The sequence below is a fragment of the Streptomyces sp. TLI_146 genome, assembly GCF_002846415.1.
Lineage (GTDB): Bacteria > Actinomycetota > Actinomycetes > Streptomycetales > Streptomycetaceae > Streptomyces.
In genome coordinates, this window is sequence record NZ_PJMX01000001.1 from 6,762,141 (window position 1) to 6,780,650 (window position 18,510).

At 71.8% G+C, this 18,510-nt stretch carries 13 protein-coding genes, 2 pseudogenes and 1 riboswitch; of the genes and pseudogenes, 10 read left to right on the forward strand and 5 right to left on the reverse strand.

Going from position 1 to position 18,510, the window contains the following annotated elements; all coding sequences use genetic code 11:
• Positions 1 to 102: 102 nt before the first annotated feature.
• The gene (locus BX283_RS30195; protein ID WP_101390618.1) at positions 103 to 1,170 is read right to left on the reverse strand and encodes an enoyl-CoA hydratase/isomerase family protein; all 1,068 of its coding nucleotides are present in this window, start codon (positions 1,168 to 1,170) and stop codon (positions 103 to 105) included.
• A gap of 163 nt (positions 1,171 to 1,333) precedes the next feature.
• Between BX283_RS30195 and BX283_RS30200 the strand changes: the two genes are divergently transcribed.
• Positions 1,334 to 1,729 (forward strand): molybdopterin-binding protein, encoded by a 396-nt coding sequence (locus BX283_RS30200; RefSeq protein WP_101390619.1) that lies wholly within the window; start codon positions 1,334 to 1,336, stop codon positions 1,727 to 1,729.
• A 17-nt stretch (positions 1,730 to 1,746) separates the two neighbouring features.
• On the opposite strand, the gene BX283_RS30205 is transcribed toward BX283_RS30200, so the two are convergent.
• Positions 1,747 to 3,279, reverse strand: a complete 1,533-nt coding sequence (locus BX283_RS30205; RefSeq protein ID WP_101390620.1) for a PucR family transcriptional regulator — start codon at positions 3,277 to 3,279, stop codon at positions 1,747 to 1,749.
• 199 nt (positions 3,280 to 3,478) lie between these two features.
• On the opposite strand from BX283_RS30205, the pseudogene BX283_RS30210 reads away from it, so the two are divergent.
• Positions 3,479 to 3,751 (forward strand): annotated as a pseudogene (locus BX283_RS30210) (molybdopterin-dependent oxidoreductase); the annotation flags it as partial.
• A 65-nt stretch (positions 3,752 to 3,816) separates the two neighbouring features.
• Here the strand turns inward: BX283_RS30210 and BX283_RS30215 are convergent.
• Positions 3,817 to 8,280, reverse strand: a complete 4,464-nt coding sequence (locus BX283_RS30215; RefSeq protein WP_101390621.1) for a bifunctional nitrate reductase/sulfite reductase flavoprotein subunit alpha — start codon at positions 8,278 to 8,280, stop codon at positions 3,817 to 3,819.
• A 274-nt stretch (positions 8,281 to 8,554) separates the two neighbouring features.
• Positions 8,555 to 8,706: riboswitch (cobalamin riboswitch) on the forward strand.
• 183 nt (positions 8,707 to 8,889) lie between these two features.
• Between BX283_RS30215 and metE the strand changes: the two genes are divergently transcribed.
• Positions 8,890 to 11,211, forward strand: a complete 2,322-nt coding sequence (gene metE / locus BX283_RS30220) for a 5-methyltetrahydropteroyltriglutamate--homocysteine S-methyltransferase (protein ID WP_101390622.1) — start codon at positions 8,890 to 8,892, stop codon at positions 11,209 to 11,211.
• 60 nt (positions 11,212 to 11,271) lie between these two features.
• Here metE and BX283_RS30225 read toward each other — a convergent pair whose 3' ends face one another.
• Positions 11,272 to 12,066, reverse strand: a complete 795-nt coding sequence (locus tag BX283_RS30225) for a VOC family protein (RefSeq protein ID WP_101390623.1) — start codon at positions 12,064 to 12,066, stop codon at positions 11,272 to 11,274.
• 238 nt (positions 12,067 to 12,304) lie between these two features.
• Between BX283_RS30225 and BX283_RS30230 the strand changes: the two genes are divergently transcribed.
• The 5 genes and pseudogenes from BX283_RS30230 to BX283_RS30250 all read left to right on the forward strand — a co-directional run bounded on the left by BX283_RS30230 (position 12,305) and on the right by BX283_RS30250 (position 16,029).
• The gene (locus BX283_RS30230) at positions 12,305 to 13,207 is read left to right on the forward strand and encodes an ABC transporter substrate-binding protein (protein ID WP_101390624.1); all 903 of its coding nucleotides are present in this window, start codon (positions 12,305 to 12,307) and stop codon (positions 13,205 to 13,207) included.
• Positions 13,208 to 13,320: 113 nt separating this feature from the next.
• Positions 13,321 to 13,710 (forward strand): cell division protein SepF, encoded by a 390-nt coding sequence (locus tag BX283_RS30235; RefSeq protein ID WP_101390625.1) that lies wholly within the window; start codon positions 13,321 to 13,323, stop codon positions 13,708 to 13,710.
• Between the two features lie 134 nt (positions 13,711 to 13,844).
• Positions 13,845 to 14,969: an AAA family ATPase gene (locus tag BX283_RS30240; protein WP_101390626.1), complete on the forward strand. Its 1,125-nt coding sequence runs from the start codon at positions 13,845 to 13,847 to the stop codon at positions 14,967 to 14,969.
• Positions 14,966 to 15,286, forward strand: a pseudogene (locus tag BX283_RS30245) (nucleotide pyrophosphohydrolase); the annotation flags it as partial. The gene BX283_RS30240 and the pseudogene BX283_RS30245, both read left to right, overlap by 4 nt.
• 251 nt (positions 15,287 to 15,537) lie before the next feature.
• Complete coding sequence (locus tag BX283_RS30250; protein ID WP_101390628.1) at positions 15,538 to 16,029, forward strand: DUF6099 family protein; 492 nt, start codon at positions 15,538 to 15,540, stop codon at positions 16,027 to 16,029.
• Between the two features lie 26 nt (positions 16,030 to 16,055).
• On the opposite strand, the gene BX283_RS30255 is transcribed toward BX283_RS30250, so the two are convergent.
• Positions 16,056 to 16,286: a hypothetical protein gene (locus tag BX283_RS30255; RefSeq protein ID WP_101390629.1), complete on the reverse strand. Its 231-nt coding sequence runs from the start codon at positions 16,284 to 16,286 to the stop codon at positions 16,056 to 16,058.
• A gap of 248 nt (positions 16,287 to 16,534) precedes the next feature.
• Here BX283_RS30255 and BX283_RS30265 point away from each other — a divergent pair, with 248 nt between their 5' ends.
• Together BX283_RS30265 and mmuM are read left to right on the forward strand one after the other, a co-directional pair.
• Positions 16,535 to 17,464 (forward strand): LLM class F420-dependent oxidoreductase, encoded by a 930-nt coding sequence (locus BX283_RS30265; protein WP_101390630.1) that lies wholly within the window; start codon positions 16,535 to 16,537, stop codon positions 17,462 to 17,464.
• Position 17,465: 1 nt separating this feature from the next.
• Positions 17,466 to 18,413 (forward strand): homocysteine S-methyltransferase, encoded by a 948-nt coding sequence (gene mmuM / locus BX283_RS30270; RefSeq protein ID WP_101390631.1) that lies wholly within the window; start codon positions 17,466 to 17,468, stop codon positions 18,411 to 18,413.
• Positions 18,414 to 18,510 lie beyond the last annotated feature (97 nt).

The following is an 18,510-nucleotide window of genomic DNA, read 5'->3' on the forward strand; positions in this document are numbered from 1 at the left end:
CCGGCCGCCCGCATGTCCGGGCGGCCGGTCGTGGATGCTCTCGGTACCTATACGTGTTGTCCAGGGACGCGGTCATTGCCGGGACGCTTGAGCTCGACACCGTCACGTGAAGAGGAACTCCCGGCCGTCGGCGCCCGTGAAGAACCAATCCACCATCCCCTCAGTCACGTCACCCAGCGCCCCCGGCCTCCACCGAGGCTCCCGGTCCTTGTCGATCACCTGGGACCTGATCCCCTCGATCAGGTCCGGGGAGGTCAGGGACGCGCAGGAGATGCGGTACTCCTGGGTCAGGACCTCCTCCAGGGTGGGGAGTTCACGGGCTCGGCGCATCGCCCGCAGGGTGACCTTCAGGGACGTCGGGGACTTCGTCAGGATCGTTTCGGCTGTTTGCTTCGCCTCCTGGACGCCCGTCGCGAGCAGGCGGTCCACGATCTCCTCGACCGTGTCCGCCGCGTAGCAGTCGTCGATCCAGTCGCGGTGGGCGGCGAGTACGCCGGGTGGCGGAGGCTGGTGGGTGTGGCGGGGGAGTGCTTCCCGTACGGGGGAGAGCGACAACTCGTCCAGCAAAGCCGGGAGTTCGGGTGACGGTACGTAGTGGTCCGCCAAGCCGCACACGATCGCGTCCGCCGCGCCCACCGGCGCGCCCGTCAGGGCCAGGTGCGTACCCAGCTCGCCGGGTGCGCGGCTGAGCAGATACGTACCGCCCACGTCCGGGACGAAGCCGATGCCCGTCTCGGGCATGGCGACCCGGGAGCGTTCGGTGACGATGCGTACGTTGCCGTGGGCCGAGATGCCGACCCCGCCGCCCATCACGATGCCGTCCATCACGGCCACGTACGGCTTGGACCAGCGCGCGATGCGGGCGTTGAGGCGGTACTCGTCACGCCAGAAGTCCGCCGAAGCCGTGCCGCCCGAGCGGGCGTCGTCGTGGATCGCGCGGATGTCGCCGCCCGCGCAGAGCCCGCGGTCGCCGGCGCCGGTGAGGACGACCGTCTCCACCTCCGGGTCGTGCTCCCACGCCGTCAGTGCCTCGTCGATGCGGCGGACCATGGCGTGGGTCAGCGCGTTGAGCGCCCTCGGCCGGTTGAGGGTGAGGGAGGCGGCGCGGCCACGGCGTGCCAGCAGGACGTCCTCGGCGTCGGGGGCGGTGCCGGGGGTGCTGGGGGCCATGGGCTGGCGGTTCCTCTCGGATCCGGGCAGATACTCGTGTGCTCGTGTGCTCGTGCGCGTGGATCTTGGGGTGATCTCCTCGAAGATATAGTTGGACGTCCTAGTAAGTCCATCGAGTGAGGTCGGCGGGTCTGTCGGCCGCCTCCGCGCCTAGAGTGCTCGCGTGCCCACGTACACCATTGGCCAGGCAGCGGTGCTGCTCGGCGTGAGTTCCGAAACCGTGCGGCGGTGGGCCGATGCCGGGCGGCTGCGGATGGAGCGGGACGGCACGGGCAACCGGGTGATCGACGGGGTCGGGCTCGCCGCGTTCGCGCAGGAGCGGGCCGTCGGGGTGTACGAGGTGCCCGGCGGGGTGGCCACCTCGGTGCGGAACTCCTTCGTGGGGATCGTCACGGCCGTGACGGTCGACGACGTGGCCGCGCGGGTGGACATCCAGTGCGGGCCGCACCGGGTGGTCTCGCTGGTGACGCGCGAGTCCGTCGAGGAGCTCGGCATCGAGGTCGGGGTGACCGTCACCGCCCGGGTCAAGTCGACTCATGTCCATGTCGACCTGGGGTGAGCGGTGGCCTGTGGTGCTCAGCGGCACAGCAGCGCTGCCCGTAGGTCCAGCTTGTGGTCGAGGCGGGAGAGGTCTCTGCCGGTGAGCACCTCCACGCGCTCGATGCGGTAGTGGACCGTGTTCACGTGCAGATGCAGCGCCTCGGCCGTACGCGCCCACGAGCAGTTGTGCGCCAAGAAGACCTCAAGTGTCTCCAGAAGCATGGCATGTGACGCATTGTCTGCTTCTGTCAGCGGGCCGAGCGTGCGCGCGCAGTACGCGGCCCGCACCTCCGCCGGTACGCCTGCCAGCAGCGACTCCAGCGTCGACAGCTCCTCGACCGCCGTCACCCGAGCGGCGCCCGGCGACGTGGTCCGGGCCGCCGCGAGCGCGTACCGCGCCTGCCCGAGAGCGGCGCCGAGCCCTGCCGCCGCGCAGGGTGCGCTCACCCCGGCGTGGAGCGCGGTCGCCTTCGGCTCGCACTCCGCCAACAGTGGCCATACGTCGACGAGTTGACGTCGGATGTCTTCCCGATCCTCGATGATCGCCATCGCCTCGACCCCCTCGCCCCGGCCCACGACGAAGGCGACCGGAGCCACGTGACTCAGCGCCTCCGTCAGCGCGTCGGCGGCGCCCATACGCCCCTCGGCGCCGCCGGCCGTCGCGACCAGCGCGCGGTACGAGCCCCCGGCCCGAAGACCGCACGCCCGCAGCGCGCCCTCCACCGCCCTGGCGTCCGGACCGGGACCCGCCACCCCCGCCCTCACCGCCGCGACCATGTCGTCCTCCGTCTGCCGTCCCGCCGCCCGGCGGCGGTCGTGGTCGTGCCGGGACTGGGCGAGGACCTCGGCTATCTCGTGCAGCACACGCGGCGGCACCTCCGGCGCGCCCGGCGGAAGGTGCAGATGCCAGGCGTCGTACGTGCCGCTCTCCGCCTGGATCCGCAGCGTCGTCCCCGCCGCGCCACGCACACTCAGTGCGGCGCGGTCCGCGGGCAGTGGGGGTGCCGACGGGGTGCGGGCCACCGTACGGCCGCTGCTGGTCAGCAGGTAGCAGGGCGGGCCGCCGAGCGGGGCGAGCGCGCGGTCGAGGAGCACGCCGGGGTCCGCGCCGCGGTCCACGAGCCGGCTGAGCTCGGTGCGTACGTACTCCGGAAGCGCGTAGTGCGGTGCCGGGAGGCGGCTGAGGTCGCCCCACTGACGCAGGTACACCGCCTCGGTGATGGCGCGGAAACTCGTCCGCGCGGGGACGGCGAGCAGCGGCACCTGGTGCTCGCGGCAGGAGTCGATCAGCTCGTCGGGGACCGTGCCGTGGGTCTCCTCGCCCGCCAGGAGCGCGGTCGCCCCCGACGTACGCAGTGCCGAGACGAAACGGTCGGTCTTGGCGCGCGCGTCGCCCGGGTTCCACCACACCAGGCCGCTCAGCACGACTTCCCCCTCCTGGAGGAAGCGCGCCGGGTCCTCCAGATCGGTCGCGGTCACGCCGCTGATCTCTCGGCCGAGGAGCGTTTCCTCGCCCCACAGGAGGGTGAGGTCCAGGCTGTCGAGCTGGAGGAGGTGTCCGACGTGCATGCTCTGGCTCCTTGCGCGGCTGTCGGACGGGCGGATGCCCGGCTTCTCACATTCACCAGGTAAGTGCGAGTTGAGACATCGTAAATGCCAGGTCAGGGATGGGGAATGGTTGTTGGGTGATCCTCCAGATACGGGTCGCGTCGTTGGGATGTTTTCGGCGTGGCCCGCCGGGACGGTGGGCCGGATGCGGCTGTGGGGGCCGGCCTTCGACGTCCGCCGCCGCAAGGACCGCTCCCGCTTCCTGCTGGCGGTCAGCGGGGACGACGGCCACCATACGGTCGTGGCCTGAGCCGAGATCGACACCGACTTCGGCGACAAGCCCATCCTGCTCGCCACCCGTATGGACGGCCGCGAACTCGACTCCGAGGGAGCCCAGTTGGTGGCCCCGCCCGACCGGTGCGGGGCGTGCTACGTCAGCGCGATCACCAGCATCTGGGTCGGCGGCTTTCCCCCGGCGGCGGAGGTGCCGTAACCGCCAGAGCCCCGTGCCTGCCCGGCTGGCCGGATGGCGGTCACTCACCTCCGGATGGCGGTCACTCAGTAGACGTCGCGCACGTATCGCTTCCCCGCCGTCAGCTGCTTCAGATACGCCGCCGCCGACTCCTCGTCCAGCCCGCCGTGCGCCATCGCGATGTCGCGCAGCGCCCGGTCGACGTCCTTGGCCATACGGGACGCGTCACCGCACACATAGAAGTGCCCCCCGTCCTGGAGCCAGGACCACAGCAGCGGGCCGTGCTCGCGCATACGGTCCTGTACGTACACCTTGGCGCGCTGGTCACGGGAGAACGCCGTGTCCAGGCGCGTCAGGGTGCCCTCCGCGCTCAGTTTGGTCAGCTCGTCCTCGTAGTAGAAGTCGGTGGCACGGTGCTGCTCGCCGAAGAACAGCCAGTTCGGGGCGTGATGGCCCAGCGCCCGGCGTTCGTAGAGGAAGCCGATGAAGGGGGCGACGCCGGTGCCGGGGCCGACCATCACCATCGGCGTCCCCGGGTCGGCGGGCGGCCGGAAGTGCCGGGTGTGCTGTACATACACCGGAAGCGGCGCGTCCGGCGGTGAGTCCGCGAGCAGGGCCGAGCACACGCCCGCGCGCGGGTGGCCGAGGCGGTTCTCGTACCGGACGACCGAGACCGTCACGGACACCTCGTGCGGGTCGGTCAGCGGGCTGGACGATATCGAGTACAGCCGTGGCCGCAGGCCGCGCAGGACGCCCGCCCACTCGGGCGCGCTCGCGCGCACCCCGTGCTCGGCCACCACGTCCACCGCCTGGCGGCCCCAGGACCACTGCGCCAGCTGCCACTTGTTGTCAGGGCGCAGCAAGTGCTTGAGGCGGCGGTCATGGGTTCGCTCGGCGACGAACTTGAGCAGGTCGGGGCCGATCCGCGTGATGTCCAGGTGCTCGTGCAGCGCCGTACCGAACGGGACTTCGCCGACCCCGCGGATCTCGACGGGAGTCGTGGAGTCCAGACCGGTGACGGCCAGCCACTCGGCCACCAGATCCGGTGAGTTGACCGGGTGCACGCCCAGCGCGTCCCCGGCCGCGTAGGTGAGCGGGGTGTCGCTCGCGCGGGTGTCGAAGGTGAACCGCCGTACCTCTTTGCTCGACCCGGGGAGGCTGAGCAGTGAGTTCCCCGTCAGCCGGGCCGTGACGGCGGCGGCCCGGGAGCTGGGGAGGGGGACGGAGGAGGTGGTAGGGACCCTGGCAGCCGTGGAACTGCCGGGGATGGGTGTGGTGTTGAGGACCGAGGATGTTGCTGTACCCGGTGAACGGACGCCGTGCGAGGTGAGTTCCCGCTCGGCCGCGAATTCGTCGGGGAAGTTTCCGGGAGTCCCGGGGGCGGGTGCGGCGGGGGTGCCGAGGGATGTGTCGCCGGGGAGGCCGGCGGGCTCGCCGGGAGCCGATTTCCCGGCCGCCGACAGCTCCTCCAGCTTGGCCAGCACCCCGTCGAGCCACTCCTGCGCCCGGTCCTCGAAGTCCGGTTCGCAGTCGGTGCGGGGGAGCAGCCGGACCGCCCCCAGCTCGGCAAGGCGCCGGTCCAGGCGCCTGCCGTGCCCGCAGAATTCGTCGTACGACGAGTCCCCGAACGCCAGGACCGCGAAGCGGCGCCCTTCCAGACGCGGAGCCTCGTCGTCGGCCAGGGCGTCCCAGAACGCGGCGCCGTTGTCCGGCGCTTCGCCGTCTCCGGTGGTGCTGGTGATCAGCAGCACCTCGGCGTCGGTGGGCAGCGTGTCCGGAGCGGTGTCGTCCATCGGGACGAGCCGGATCCGGTGCCCGGCGGCGGCGAGCCGTTCGGCACCGGCCGCGGCGAGCTGCTCGGCGTTGCCGGTCTGCGAGGCCCACAGCACCAGCACGTCACGGCCCCGGGGGGCCTGGGGCGGCGCGGCAGGGGCGGGGCGCGGGGTGGCCCGCGAGTACATCCCGGCCAGCACGCCGTTCACCCACAGCGCGTGCTCCTCGCTGAACGGCGCCGTCGGCGGCAGTACGGGGATGCCGGGCGCGCCCGACTCCAGCCCGGCCAGGAACCCGGCCAGGTACTGGCGTTCCCGCTCGGTGAGGACCGGCGGAGGAGCGCCGAGCCCGAACACGACGGCGGGAGCGGCGCCCTGGCCCGCCCACTGGGGCGAGTCGGGGGCCGTGCGCTGGGCGGGGACGGCGTGCGGGAGGGGCGCGGGGGCGTCGAGGAGCGCGGTACCCGCGACGGGCGCCCCTGTAGTGCCGCTCACGCCCGCTGTCGCCAGCGCGCCACCCGAAACGAGCGCTCCCGCCGCTCCCGACGCGTCGGCCGAGCGGCTGGGGGATGTCACCACGGCGTCCGTCGCCGTCCCCGGCATGACGGGCCGCGCCACCTCCGCCGCGACCTTCGTCAGCGACACCGCGCACACCTTGAACTCGGGCTGCAGCGAGATCGGATCGACCGCGTCGCTGGTCACGTCGTTGATGCTCAGATCCGCGCCGAACAGGTCGTTCCAGTGGAACGGCGCGAAGCAGCACCCCGGCCGCACCCGGTCGGTCACCACGGCGGGCAGCACCGCCCGTCCGCGCCGGGAGGCGATCTCCACCCCGTCGCCCTCGGCGATGCCGAGGCGTTCGGCGTCCTGGGGATGCACCTCCACGAACGGCGCCGGGTTGAGCTTGTTGAGCTTGGCCACCTTCCCCGTCTTGGTGAGCGTGTGCCACTGGTGCTGCAGCCGCCCGGTGTTGAGCACGAACGGGAAGTCGTCGTCGGGCATCTCGGCGGCCGGCAGGTGCGGGCGCGCGTGGAAGACGGCCCGCCCGCTTGCCGTAGGGAACACCGGACCGCCGCCGTCCTCGGTCACGTACCGGATCGGGTTGCGGTCGGGACCCTCGGTGGTCGGGGCGGGCCACTGCACCGGCGTGGCGCGCAGCCGCTCGTACGTCACCCCGCGCAGGTCGTAGCCGGTCTTCGGGTTCCAGGCCCGCTTGATCTCCTCGAAGACCTCCTCGGGACCCGTGTAGCTGAACGCCTCCTCGTACCCCATCGCGCACGCCACGCGCGCGATGATCTGCCAGTCGGGCAGCGCCTCGCCGGGCGCGTCGACGGCCTGCCGGGCGAGGGTGAGGTTGCGCTCGCTGTTGATGAGGACACCCTCGGCCTCGGTCCACAGGGCGCCCGGCAGCACCACGTCCGCGTACGCGGTGGTCTCGGTCTCGGCGAACACGTCCTGGACGACGACGAACTCGGCCGCCCGCAGGCCTTCGACGACGGTGCGGCGGTTGGCGACGGAGGCCACCGGGTTGGTGCAGATCACCCAGCACGCCTTGATGTCGCCGTCGGCCATCCGCCGGAAGAGTTCGACGGTGCCGAGCCCCGCCCCGTCGGTGCGCAGCGTGCCCGGCTCCAGCCCCCACAGCTCCTCGGTGAAGGCCCGCTCCTCGTCCACGAGCACCGAGCGCTGGCCGGGCAGCCCGGGGCCCATGTAGCCCATCTCGCGGCCGCCCATGGCGTTCGGCTGGCCGGTGAGCGAGAACGGGCCGCTGCCGGGGCGGCAGATCGCTCCGGTCGCCAGATGCAGGTTGACCAGGGCGTTGGTGTTCCAGGTGCCGTGGGTGGACTGGTTGAGCCCCATGGTCCAGCAGCTCATCCACTCCCCGGCCGCGCCGATCCACCGCGCCGCCGTACGGATGTCGTCCTCGGGGATCCCGGTGGTCTGTGCGACCGAGGCGGGTGGGTAGTCGGCCAGGAACTCGCCCATCGCCTCCCAGCCCTCGGTGTACTCGGCGATGAAGGCGGGATCGGTGTGCCCGTTCTCCTGGAGCAGGTGCAGCAGGCCGTTGAGCAGCGCGAGATCCGTGCCCGGCTTGATCTGGAGGAACAGATCTGCCTTGGCGGCGGTCGCGGTGCGGCGCGGGTCGACGACGATCAGCTTCGCCCCGGCCTTGACGCGCTCCATCATCCTCAGAAAGAGGATGGGATGACAGTCGGCCATGTTTGACCCGATGACCAGGAAGACGTCCGCCTTCTCGAAGTCCTGGTACGAGCCGGGCGGCCCGTCCGCGCCCAGCGACAGCTTGTAGCCGCTGCCCGCACTCGCCATGCACAGCCGGGAGTTGGACTCGATCTGGTTGGTGCCGATGAACCCCTTGGTCAGCTTGTTGGCCAGATACTGTGCCTCCAGGCTCATCTGACCGGACACGTACAACGCGACGGCGTCCGGCCCGTGCTCGTCGACGATCGCCCGCAACCTGCCCGCCGCCTCGGCGATCATCGCGTCGACACCGGCGGGCACCGGCTCGGCCCCGCGCTCACCCCGTACCAGCGCGGTGGACAGGCGTCCCGGAGCGGCCAGCATGTCGGCCGTCGTCGCGCCCTTGGTGCACAGCCGACCGGAGTTGGTCGGGTGTGATTTGTCACCGGAGGCCTTGAGCACCGTGCGCCGGCCGTCCGGCCCCATGGCGATGTCGAGGACCATCCCGCAGCCCACACCGCAGTACGAGCAGACCGTGCGCACCTGTTCGGTGGCGGCCCGCGTGGCCTGTGCGGTCAACGGGTGTCCCCTCTCGTCTCGGCCGGGATCCCTTGGGTTTCCGACCGTACGAAATGCCCGTTACTTCGATGTCACGTGCGGCGATCACGAGTGGTTACGTCGGCCACACTAATCGCGCCCCGATGCTGTGAGCACCTGTGTGCGACTGCGGCACGCCTCCGATGTCGGACATCACGAGGCGTGCGCGTCCGATGTGAGGGGTGGCCCCGGCCCCCTGTCTGGGTAGGGTGGCGCTCGCAGCTGGTTCGCCCTGCCCGCCAGGCAGGCGCGTCGCAAGAGGGAACCCGGTGGGAATCCGGGACTGCCCCGCAGCGGTGAGCGGGAACGACCGCCGTCATACGCACTGGGCCCGGCCGGGTCTGGGAAGCGACGGCCAGTAGGTGTCCGCCGGGAATCCGGCAGGCGTGCCCGCGAGTCCGAAGACCTGCCCGTTGCCCGTGCGCGACCGATCGCGCGCGGAGATCTTGGTGACCTCGTGGGCGGGTCGGCGGGACGAGAGGTGGTTCGAGCGCGGGCACCGTTCCGCGCGGGCCGCCCTGTCCGTCATCCCTTCGCGCCCACGACCCGTACCAGGGTCGATTTCGGGACATTCTCGCGAAGGAGAGTTTCGTGACCAGCACGTCCGCAGCCGCGGCAGCACGGGCCACCGTGTACGGCTACCCCCGCCAGGGCCCCGACCGGGAGCTCAAGAAGGCCATCGAGGGCTACTGGAAGGGCCGAGTCGGCGCCGACGCCCTCCGTGACACCGCCCGTGACCTGCGCCGCGCCAATTGGCTCCGGCTCGCGGAGGCAGGCGTCGACGAAGTGCCGACCGGCGACTTCTCGTACTACGACCACGTCCTCGACACCAGCGTGATGGTGGGTGCGATCCCCGACCGGCACCGCACCGCCGTCGAGACCGACACCCTGGACGGCTACTTCGCCATGGCCCGCGGCACCCAGGACGTGGCGCCGCTGGAGATGACCAAGTGGTTCGACACCAACTACCACTACCTGGTCCCCGAACTCGGCCCGGACACCGTCTTCACCGCCGACTCCGGCAAGCAGGTCGCCGAGCTCACCGAGGCGCTGGCGCTCGGCCTCGCGGCCCGGCCCGTCCTGGTCGGACCGGTCACCTACCTCCTGCTGGCCAAGCCCGCACCCGGCGTCGACGCCGACTTCCAGCCGCTGGCCCTGCTGGAGCGGCTGCTGCCCGTCTACGCCGAGGTGCTCGCCGATCTGCGGGCGGCGGGTGCCCAGTGGGTGCAGCTCGACGAGCCCGCCCTCGTCCAGGACCGCGGCCCCGCCGAACTGGACGCCGCCGCCCGCGCCTATGGGGCGCTCGGCAGCCTCACCGACCGACCCAAGCTGCTGGTCGCCTCCTACTTCGACCGCCTCGGCGAGGCCCTGCCCGTCCTGGCCAAGGCGCCCGTGGAGGGCCTCGGCCTGGACTTCACGGGACCGGCCGCCGCCAACCTCGACGGCCTCGCCGCCGTCGGCGGGCTGCCCGGCAAGCGGCTGGTCGCGGGCGTCGTCGACGGCCGCAACATCTGGATCAACGACCACGAGAAGTCCCTCGCCGCCCTCGGCACGCTCCTCGGCCTCGCCGGCACCGTCGACGTGGCACCGTCGTGCTCGCTGCTGCACGTCCCGCTCGACGCGACGGCCGAACGCGACATCGACCCGCAGATCGCCCGCTGGCTCGCCTTCGCCCACCAGAAGACCACCGAGACCGTGACCCTGGCCCGCGGTCTCACCGGCGGCACCGGCGCGATCGCCGCCGAACTCGCCGCCAACCGCGCCGACCTGGCCTCGCGCGCCGGCTCCGCCCTCACCCACGACCCGGCGGTACGCGCGCGTACGTCGACGGTCACCGAGGCCGACGGCCGCCGCTCCCAGCCGTACGGCGAACGCGCCCCGGCCCAGCGCGCCCGCCTGCGGCTGCCGCTGCTGCCCACGACCACCATCGGCTCGTTCCCGCAGACCACCGAGGTACGCACCGCCCGCGCCGACCTGCGCGCCGGACGCGTCGACACCGAGGGCTACGAGGAGCGCATCAAGGCCGAGATCCGCGAGGTGATCGCCTTCCAGGAGAAGGCGGGCATCGACGTCCTCGTCCACGGCGAGGCCGAACGCAACGACATGGTGCAGTACTTCGCCGAGCAGCTGACCGGCTACCTCGCCACCCAGCACGGCTGGGTCCAGTCGTACGGCACGCGCTATGTCCGCCCGCCGGTCCTGGCCGGCGACATCTCCCGGCCGAAGCCGATGACGGTGCGCTGGACCGCGTACGCCCAGTCGCTCACCGACCGCCCCGTCAAGGGCATGCTCACCGGGCCGGTCACCATGCTGGCCTGGTCGTTCGTCCGCGACGACCAGCCGCTCGCGGAGACCGCCCGCCAGGTGGCGCTCGCGCTGCGCGACGAGGTGAACGACCTGGAGGCGGCGGGTACTTCGGTCATCCAGGTCGACGAGCCCGCTCTGCGCGAGACGCTGCCGCTGCGCGCCGCGGACCGCGCCGCCTATCTGGACTGGGCCACGGAATCGTTCCGCCTGACCACCGCGGGCGTACGTCCCGACACCCAGATCCACACCCACATGTGCTACGCCGAGTTCGGTGACATCCTCCAGGCCATCGACGACCTCGACGCCGACGTCATCAGCCTGGAGGCGGCCCGCTCGCACATGAGGGTGGCCGACGAGCTCGCCGCCGCCGGGTATCCGCGCGAGGTGGGACCCGGTGTCTACGACATCCACTCGCCGCGCGTACCGAGCGCCGAGGAGGCGGCCGCACTGCTGCGCAAGGGGCTCGCGGCCATCGCCCCGGAACGGCTCTGGGTCAACCCCGACTGCGGATTGAAGACCCGCGGCTGGACCGAGACGAGGCAGTCCCTGGAGAACCTCGTCGAGGCCGCCCGGACGGTCAGGGCGCAGGTGCGGCAGGGGGCTTGACACAGCCGGGGTGTGCGGGCACGCGCGCGTGCCCGCACACCCCGGGGCCCTTCCGGCTCGCTACACGTCGGCCATCTGCGGCATCTCGCCCTGCGTCGTCTGCAGGTCGATCACCGAGAAGGACGCGCCCTGCGGGTCGCTGAGCGCCGCGAACCGGCCGAAGGGCGTGTCCATCGGCCCGAACCGCAGCACCCCGCCCCGCTTGGTGGCCTTCGCCACCGCGTCGTCGCAGTTGTCGACCGCGAAGTACACGTTCACGTACGACGGCACCTCGGGCGGGAACTCCTCCGTCATCTTCATGCGCCCCATGACCATCTCGTCACGCACGCTGAAGACCCGGAAGTCGGCCGCGTCGTCCTGCATCTGCTTGGCGCCGTACGGGAAGACCGCGGGCAGGAACGCGTCGACCTTTTCCGGGTCGCGGGTGAAGAACTCGGCCCAGCAGAACGAGCCGGGCACACCCTTGGCCTCGAAGCCCTCGTGGCTGCCCGCCTGCCACACGCCGAAGACGGCGCCGCTGGGCTCGCGGGCGATCGCCATCGAACCGAAGTCGCCGACCTGCATCGGCTCCATCAGCACCTCGCCGCCGTTGTCCTTGATCTTCTTCGCGGTGGCGGCGACATCCGGCGAGGCGAGGTAGAGGCACCACGCCGACTGGCCCTCCTGGCCCGGCATCGGCGGCACGACGGCCGCCACCGCCTTGCCGTTCGCGTACGCCTGCGTGTAGTTGCCGTACTCCGACGACGCCTCGCCGAACGTCCAGCCCAGCACGTCACCGTAGAAGCTCTTCGCTCCCTCGACATCGGTGAACATCGCATCGGCCCAGCACGGAGTGCCCTCTGGTTCTGCGGCCATGACTGTGCTCTCTCCTGTGTGACAGACGGTCCGGCTTGCCACGCTAGCCAGCCGCCCCCGACCCCGCGCGTCGAGCGCTTCCACGCGCCGGAGCGCGCACTACCGGGGCGCACGAAACGGGTGACGCGCCGGGACGACGGGCAGGTAATCGGGTACGGATCCTGGCGGGGCGGGACGACTCGGGCGTAGCGTGACCCGGCGCTGGCGCGCACAGCGACTACAGGGGGCGTGTGACCTCATGGACAAGCCGGTCTGGCAGTTCTCGGACGACCGCGGGCAGGTGGCGACGGCGAGCGGGGTGCCCAGCCGGGTGACCGCCTACATCCAGGCCGGAGCCACGCTCTGGGACCACGGAGTCGGCACCGGAGCCGTCTTCGGCTCCTTCCACGACGGGGCCTCGCCCGACCGCGCCAAGGCCGGTGGGCTGCCCCTGGACCGCCTGCGCTACCTGGGCGCGGGCAGCGCCCTCGACCTCGACATGCTGCTCCAGGGCACGCCCGACCTCGTGGTCGCCGTCAGCTACGGCGGCGGCCAGGTCTACGGCCTCGCCCCCGAGACGGCCAAACACCTGGAGGAACACGTTCCGGTGGTCGTCATCGACATCGGGCACTCGCGCTCCCTGGCCGAGATCAGGGACCGCTTCACGGACCTGGCCCGCGCCCTCGGCGGCGACCGCCACCACGAGGACGCCGCCCGCCGCCTCGACGCGGCGCAGCGCCGCCTGCGCACCGTGACGACCGCCACGCGCGCGTACGCGCAAGCGTCGGCGGAGCCCCGCGTCCTCGCCCTCTCGCCCGCCGGAACCGACCAGGTCCACGTGGCGCGCCCGGGCGCCTGGCCGGAGCTGCGCGCCCTGGCGGAGCACGGCGTCCACCTGGTCGAGCCGCCCGCCGGAACCGGGGCGAACTGGACCACGCTCACCTGGGAGGAGGCGGCCGCCCTGCCCGCCGAAGTCATCCTGTCCGACGTACGGGTGAACGCCACCCCCGTCGAGCAACTACGCGCCGACCCGCACTGGCGGACGATCGAGGACCGCGCGCGCGTACTGCCGTGGAACCCGGAAGCACCGTGCAGCGCCCGCGCCCACGCCCGGTTCTTCGCCCTGGTCGCCGACGCGCTGGACTCCCGTACCGCACGTTAGTACGCCTCGGTCCGGACAACTTCACAGCTCAGAGCCGTGTCGGAGTTGGGCTGAACGGGTGAGCGGCGTCATCATGGCCGGATGCAGATACAGCACATGGGCGAGGTGGTCCGGTGAGCAGGTACGACGTCACCGATGAACAGTGGGAGGGGCTCGCCCAGGTAGTTCCGCTGCGCAGTCGCAACGAGTGGCCGTCGCGCGTCGACCACCGCACCATCCCCAACGAGTACGCGGCCGTCGAACAGCGCCGCTTCGTGGTCCTGCGCGTCCAGGTCTTCGCGGACGCGCGCGAGGTCGCCGAATACATGATGGCGCAGACCCCGGTCCTGCTCGATCTGACCGGCGCGGACACCGAAGTCGCCAAGCGCATACTCGACTTCAGCAGCGGAGTGGTCTTCGGCCTGGGCAGCGGAATGCACCGGGTCGACCGCAACGTCTTCCTCCTCGCCCCCGTCGGCACGGAGGTGGAGGGCATCGCGGAGGCCGTCGTCCCGCATACGTAAGGCGGTCCGGCGGTCCCCGGCGCGGGCAACCGCTATGCAGGGCCGTCCCGCGTGCAGGGCACCGTCCCTCATTCGTAGGAAGGTGATCGAGGCGTAACGGTTCGTCACGTTTCCTGCTCATACGGTTCCGTTCCATGAACGGAACCTGCGACCGGCCCACCGTCACCGAACTGCGGCTCTCCGCCTTCAAGGCGCACCGCGGCGCGGTCTTCCCGCTCGGCCCGCTCACCTTCCTGGCGGGACCGAGCGGCAGCGGCAAGTCCAGCGTCCTCCAGGCGTACGAGGCACTGGCCAGGCTCGGCTCCGGCGCCACCCTCGCCTCGGCGTTCCCCGACCCCGCCGGCTGCGTACCGGAACGCGCCGAGGCGGACGCCCAGGGCCGACGGGGATTCCGCATCGGCTGCACCGTCGACGGGCCCGCCGGTCCCGTGCAGCTCGACCTCGCCGTCCAGGCCGAGCCGGAACTCCGCGTCGTCGGCGAACGTTTGACCAGTGACGGCGACACCCTCCTGTCCACCGCCCTGCGCGACCCCGGCCGCTCCACCGTGCAGGCCGCCTGGCACACCGCCGGCGCCGTCCCGGTCACCCGCGCCCCGCTCCCCGACGACCGGCTCGGCACCGCCCTGCTGCCGCTGCGCGTCGCCGGGACAACCGAGGGACAGCTGCGCGTCCTCGCCGCCGCCGAACAAGTCGTCGTCGCCCTGCGGTCCGTGTTCGCCTGCGACCCCCAGCCGCAGCGCATGCGCGAACCCGTCCTGCCCGGCCAGGGAAGGCTGCGGCGAGGCTGCGAGAACCTCGCCGAGATCCTCTCCCGCACCGCCGAGGAGTGCACCATCCGGCACGCCCGGCTGGTCACCGCGGCCCGCGCGGGCTGCGCCGGGCAGGTCACCGCGCTCGCCGCCGAGGAACTCGCCGACGGCACGTTACGAGCCGTCGTGGGCCGCGGCGAACGTACCCCCACGCCCGTGGCCCGCCTGGGCGAGGGCGAACTGCGCTACCTCGCGCTCGCCCTGGTCCTGCTCACCGGCCCCGGCGTCCTCGCCGTCGACACCGTCGCCGAGATCCCCTCCGCCCTGCAGACCCTCACCGTCCTCACCGACGGCTTCGACCGGGGCCTCGACCGGCATCAAGCCCGTGAACTGTCCGCACTGGCCGCCGAGATGTGCCGCCGCGGCCACATCCGCCTCGCCGGCACCGTCACGGACGCCGGGTGCGCCCGAGGAGTCCAGGGAGCGGCAGTGGTAGACCTGGAGCCGTGACCGAACTCGACGTAGCGGGACTCCAGCGCCGACTGGCCGACTTCGCGGCCGCACGCCACTGGCAGCCCTTCCACACCCCCAAGAACCTCGTCTCCGCCCTCAGCGTCGAGGCCTCCGAACTCCTCGAGATCTTCCAGTGGCTGACCCCCGAGCAGTCCGACCACGTCATGCAGGACCCCGACCGCGCCCACCGCGTGACCGACGAAGTCGCCGACGTCCTCGCCTATCTCCTCCAGCTGTGCCAAGTCCTCGGCATCGACCCGCTCGCCGCGCTCTCCGCCAAGATCGACCGCAACGAGCTCCGCTTCCCCGTCCCCACCGCCCCGCCCACCCCGCAGCCCCCCACCGGGCTCACCCCGCCACAGACCCGCCCCACCCCTGCACAAACCGGCCCCGCCGCTGTACGAAATCCCGAAGAAAGTCCAAACGGTCACTCTTCGGAGTGAGCGAGTTATTCAAAACCCCCTGCTCGTCCACAGATTTCCCAATTCCTCTGGCTTTCCTGGCCTCAAAAGCTCACTCTAGGTAGTGACGGGGAAACGGATCGTCGTATGAACGGGGGCGACGCATGGACGCGGTACGGCTCATCGGGGTGAGCAGGTTAGCGCTCGCGGAAAGCACCGCGGCATTGGAGATCGTCGCCGAGGCCTGGCAGGCACAAGCCCTCGCCCAGGCCATCGGAAGCCACCTGGCGGCCACCGGCCCGCCGGAACTCAGGGGCGAGGCACGCGGCCTCAGCGAAACCGGCGGCCGCGGCTGCGGCGCCCTCGACCACCCCGGACTGCGCATCGGCGGCATCCGCGCCACCCAGCTCTCCGAAGTCACCGACGCCAGACAGACCCTGACCGGACTCGGCGGCCTGCTCGGAGACGTCGGCATGGCCCTCGTCGGCGTCGCCTGCGCCACCGACGAAGAAGGCCTCTACTGGCAGTGCATCGAAGCGATCGACGCCGCCGACGAGTCGAGCGACCGGGTCCGCGGAATGCTCCGCAGGCTCACCGTCCGTGAGCAGGAAAGACGGCCCGGCGCCCTGCGCGACTCGACGGCGGGCCCGTCATGACCGTACGGAACTCACCACACCGGCACTCACACGCCCGTGGAGCTGCCCTCCACCTGCCCACCGGCGTCCTGACCAGGCGGCATCCGCTCGGCCGACGACTGCAGATCGGCGTCGAGCTGCGACAGATCCGCGTTGAGCGCCGCCATCAGCTCCTCCATCTGCTGCAGCAGCCCCTTCGGCGCACCTTTCTGCTCGGGCACCAACTGCCCGGCCGGCTCCTGCGGCACGGCCTGTTCCGGCACGGCTTCCTGGGACATGGCGGCCTCCTCGGCCCAAGCCCTCCCGCGCGGCTGCGGGGGTGGCAGTTCGACAGACGCGTCGGCAACGGCCGCCGGCGCGCGGGCCGGGCGGTCCGGCTCCGCCCGAGCCAACGACCACTCAGCGCGACAGTCACTGGTCAGAGCCCGCGCGGCCCGTCAGGTGGACGATATTCACCCGACCGGGCAGCCATCGCGCACGCCGCAAGGGCGGGGTTGACGACAGTTCGAAGGTGCAGGATGGATGCATGGATCTTCGAATCTTCACGGAGCCCCAGCAGGGCGCCGACTACGACACCCTCCTCGCCGTCGCGAAGGCCACCGAAGCCCTCGGATTCGACGCCTTCTTCCGCTCCGACCACTACCTGCGCATGGGCTCCGCCGACGGCCTCCCGGGCCCCACCGACGCCTGGATCACCCTCGCCGGACTGGCCCGTGAGACCAGCCGCATCCGCCTCGGCACCCTGATGACCGCCGGGACCTTCCGGCTCCCCGGCGTCCTCGCCATCCAGGTCGCCCAGGTGGACCAGATGTCCGGCGGCCGCATCGAACTCGGCCTCGGCGCGGGCTGGTTCGAGGAGGAGCACAAGGCCTACGGCATCCCCTTCCCGAAGGAGAAGTCCGCACGGCTCGAAGAACAACTGGCCATCGTCACCGGCCTCTGGGCCACCGAGACCGGCAAGACCTTCAACCACGACGGCACCTACTACCAGCTCACCGATTCGCCCGCGCTCCCCAAGCCTGCCCAGGCCAAGGTGCCGGTCCTGATCGGCGGCCACGGCGCGGTCCGCACCCCACGGCTGGCCGCACAGTACGCAGACGAGTTCAACATCCCGTTCGCTTCCCTGGCCGACAGCGAGCGGCAGTTCGGCCGGGTGCGAGCCGCCGCCCAGAGCGCCGGACGCAGCCCCGACGATCTGGTGTACTCCAACGCCCTGGTCGTCTGCGTGGGAAAGAACGACGCCGAAGTGGCGCGCCGGGCGGCCGCCATCGGAAGGGAGGTCGAAGAGCTCAAGGCGAACGGACTGGCGGGCTCGCCCGCCGAAGTGGTGGAGAAGATCGGCGCGTACGAGGCGATCGGTTCGTCCCGGATCTACCTCCAGGTCCTCGACCTGGATGACCTCGATCACCTCGAACTGATCTCCTCCCAGGTCCAGTCCCAGCTGAACGGGGCCTGACGTGCGGCCCGCCCGTCCACTCGCCGACGCCCTGGCCCAGCGGACCGTGGTCCTCGACGGTGGCCTCTCCAACCAGTTGGAGGCCCAGGGCTGCGACTTGAGCGACTCGCTCTGGTCGGCCCGGCTGCTGGCCGACGACCCGAGCCAGATCGAGGCCGCACACGAGGCGTATGTACGGGCGGGCGCACAGGTACTGATCACGTCCAGCTACCAGGCGACGTACGAGGGCTTCGCCCACCGGGGAGTGCCCCGCCGCGAGGCGACGGCACTGCTCACTCGGAGCGTGGCGCTGGCCAGGAGGGCGGGGGAGAGGGCGGGGAGGGGGGAGGGGGGAGGGGAGGGGGAGCCCCCCAAGGACACCGAAGTCTGGGTCGCCGCCTCCATCGGCCCCTACGGCGCCTACCTGGCCGACGGCAGCGAATACCGGGGCGGGTACGGGCTCGGGGTGAAGGAGCTGGAGCGCTTCCACCGCCCCCGTGTCGAGACGCTGGCGGCGGCCGAGCCGGATGTGCTCGCACTGGAGACCGTGCCCGACGCCGACGAGGCCGAGGCGCTGCTGCGGGCGGTCGAGGGGTGCGGCGTGCCGGTGTGGCTGTCGTACAGCGTGGAGGGGCTGCGGACCAGGGCGGGCCAGCCGCTGGAGGAGGCGTTCGCGCTGGCGGCGGGGCTGGACCAGGTGATCGCCGTGGGTGTGAACTGCTGCACGCCCGCCGACGCGGACCACGCCGTGGAGCTTGCGGCATCGGTCACCGGCAAGCCGGTGGTCGTCTACCCCAACAGCGGGGAGCGCTGGGACGCGCAGGCCCGGTCGTGGCGGGGCGGCGCCACGTTCGATCCGTCCCGTGTGCGTGCCTGGCATGTGGCGGGCGCCCGTCTGGTGGGCGGTTGCTGCCGAGTAGGGCCGACCGAGATCGCACGGCTGGCGGGGTTCGTGGCGGAAGGGGCGTGAGGGGCAGGACGAGCTGAGAGCAGGGGGGCGCCGAACCGGGCGTGAGGGGCTCGGGCACACCACCCGACTCGGCGCTCCACCCCGGGCACTCCAGGGA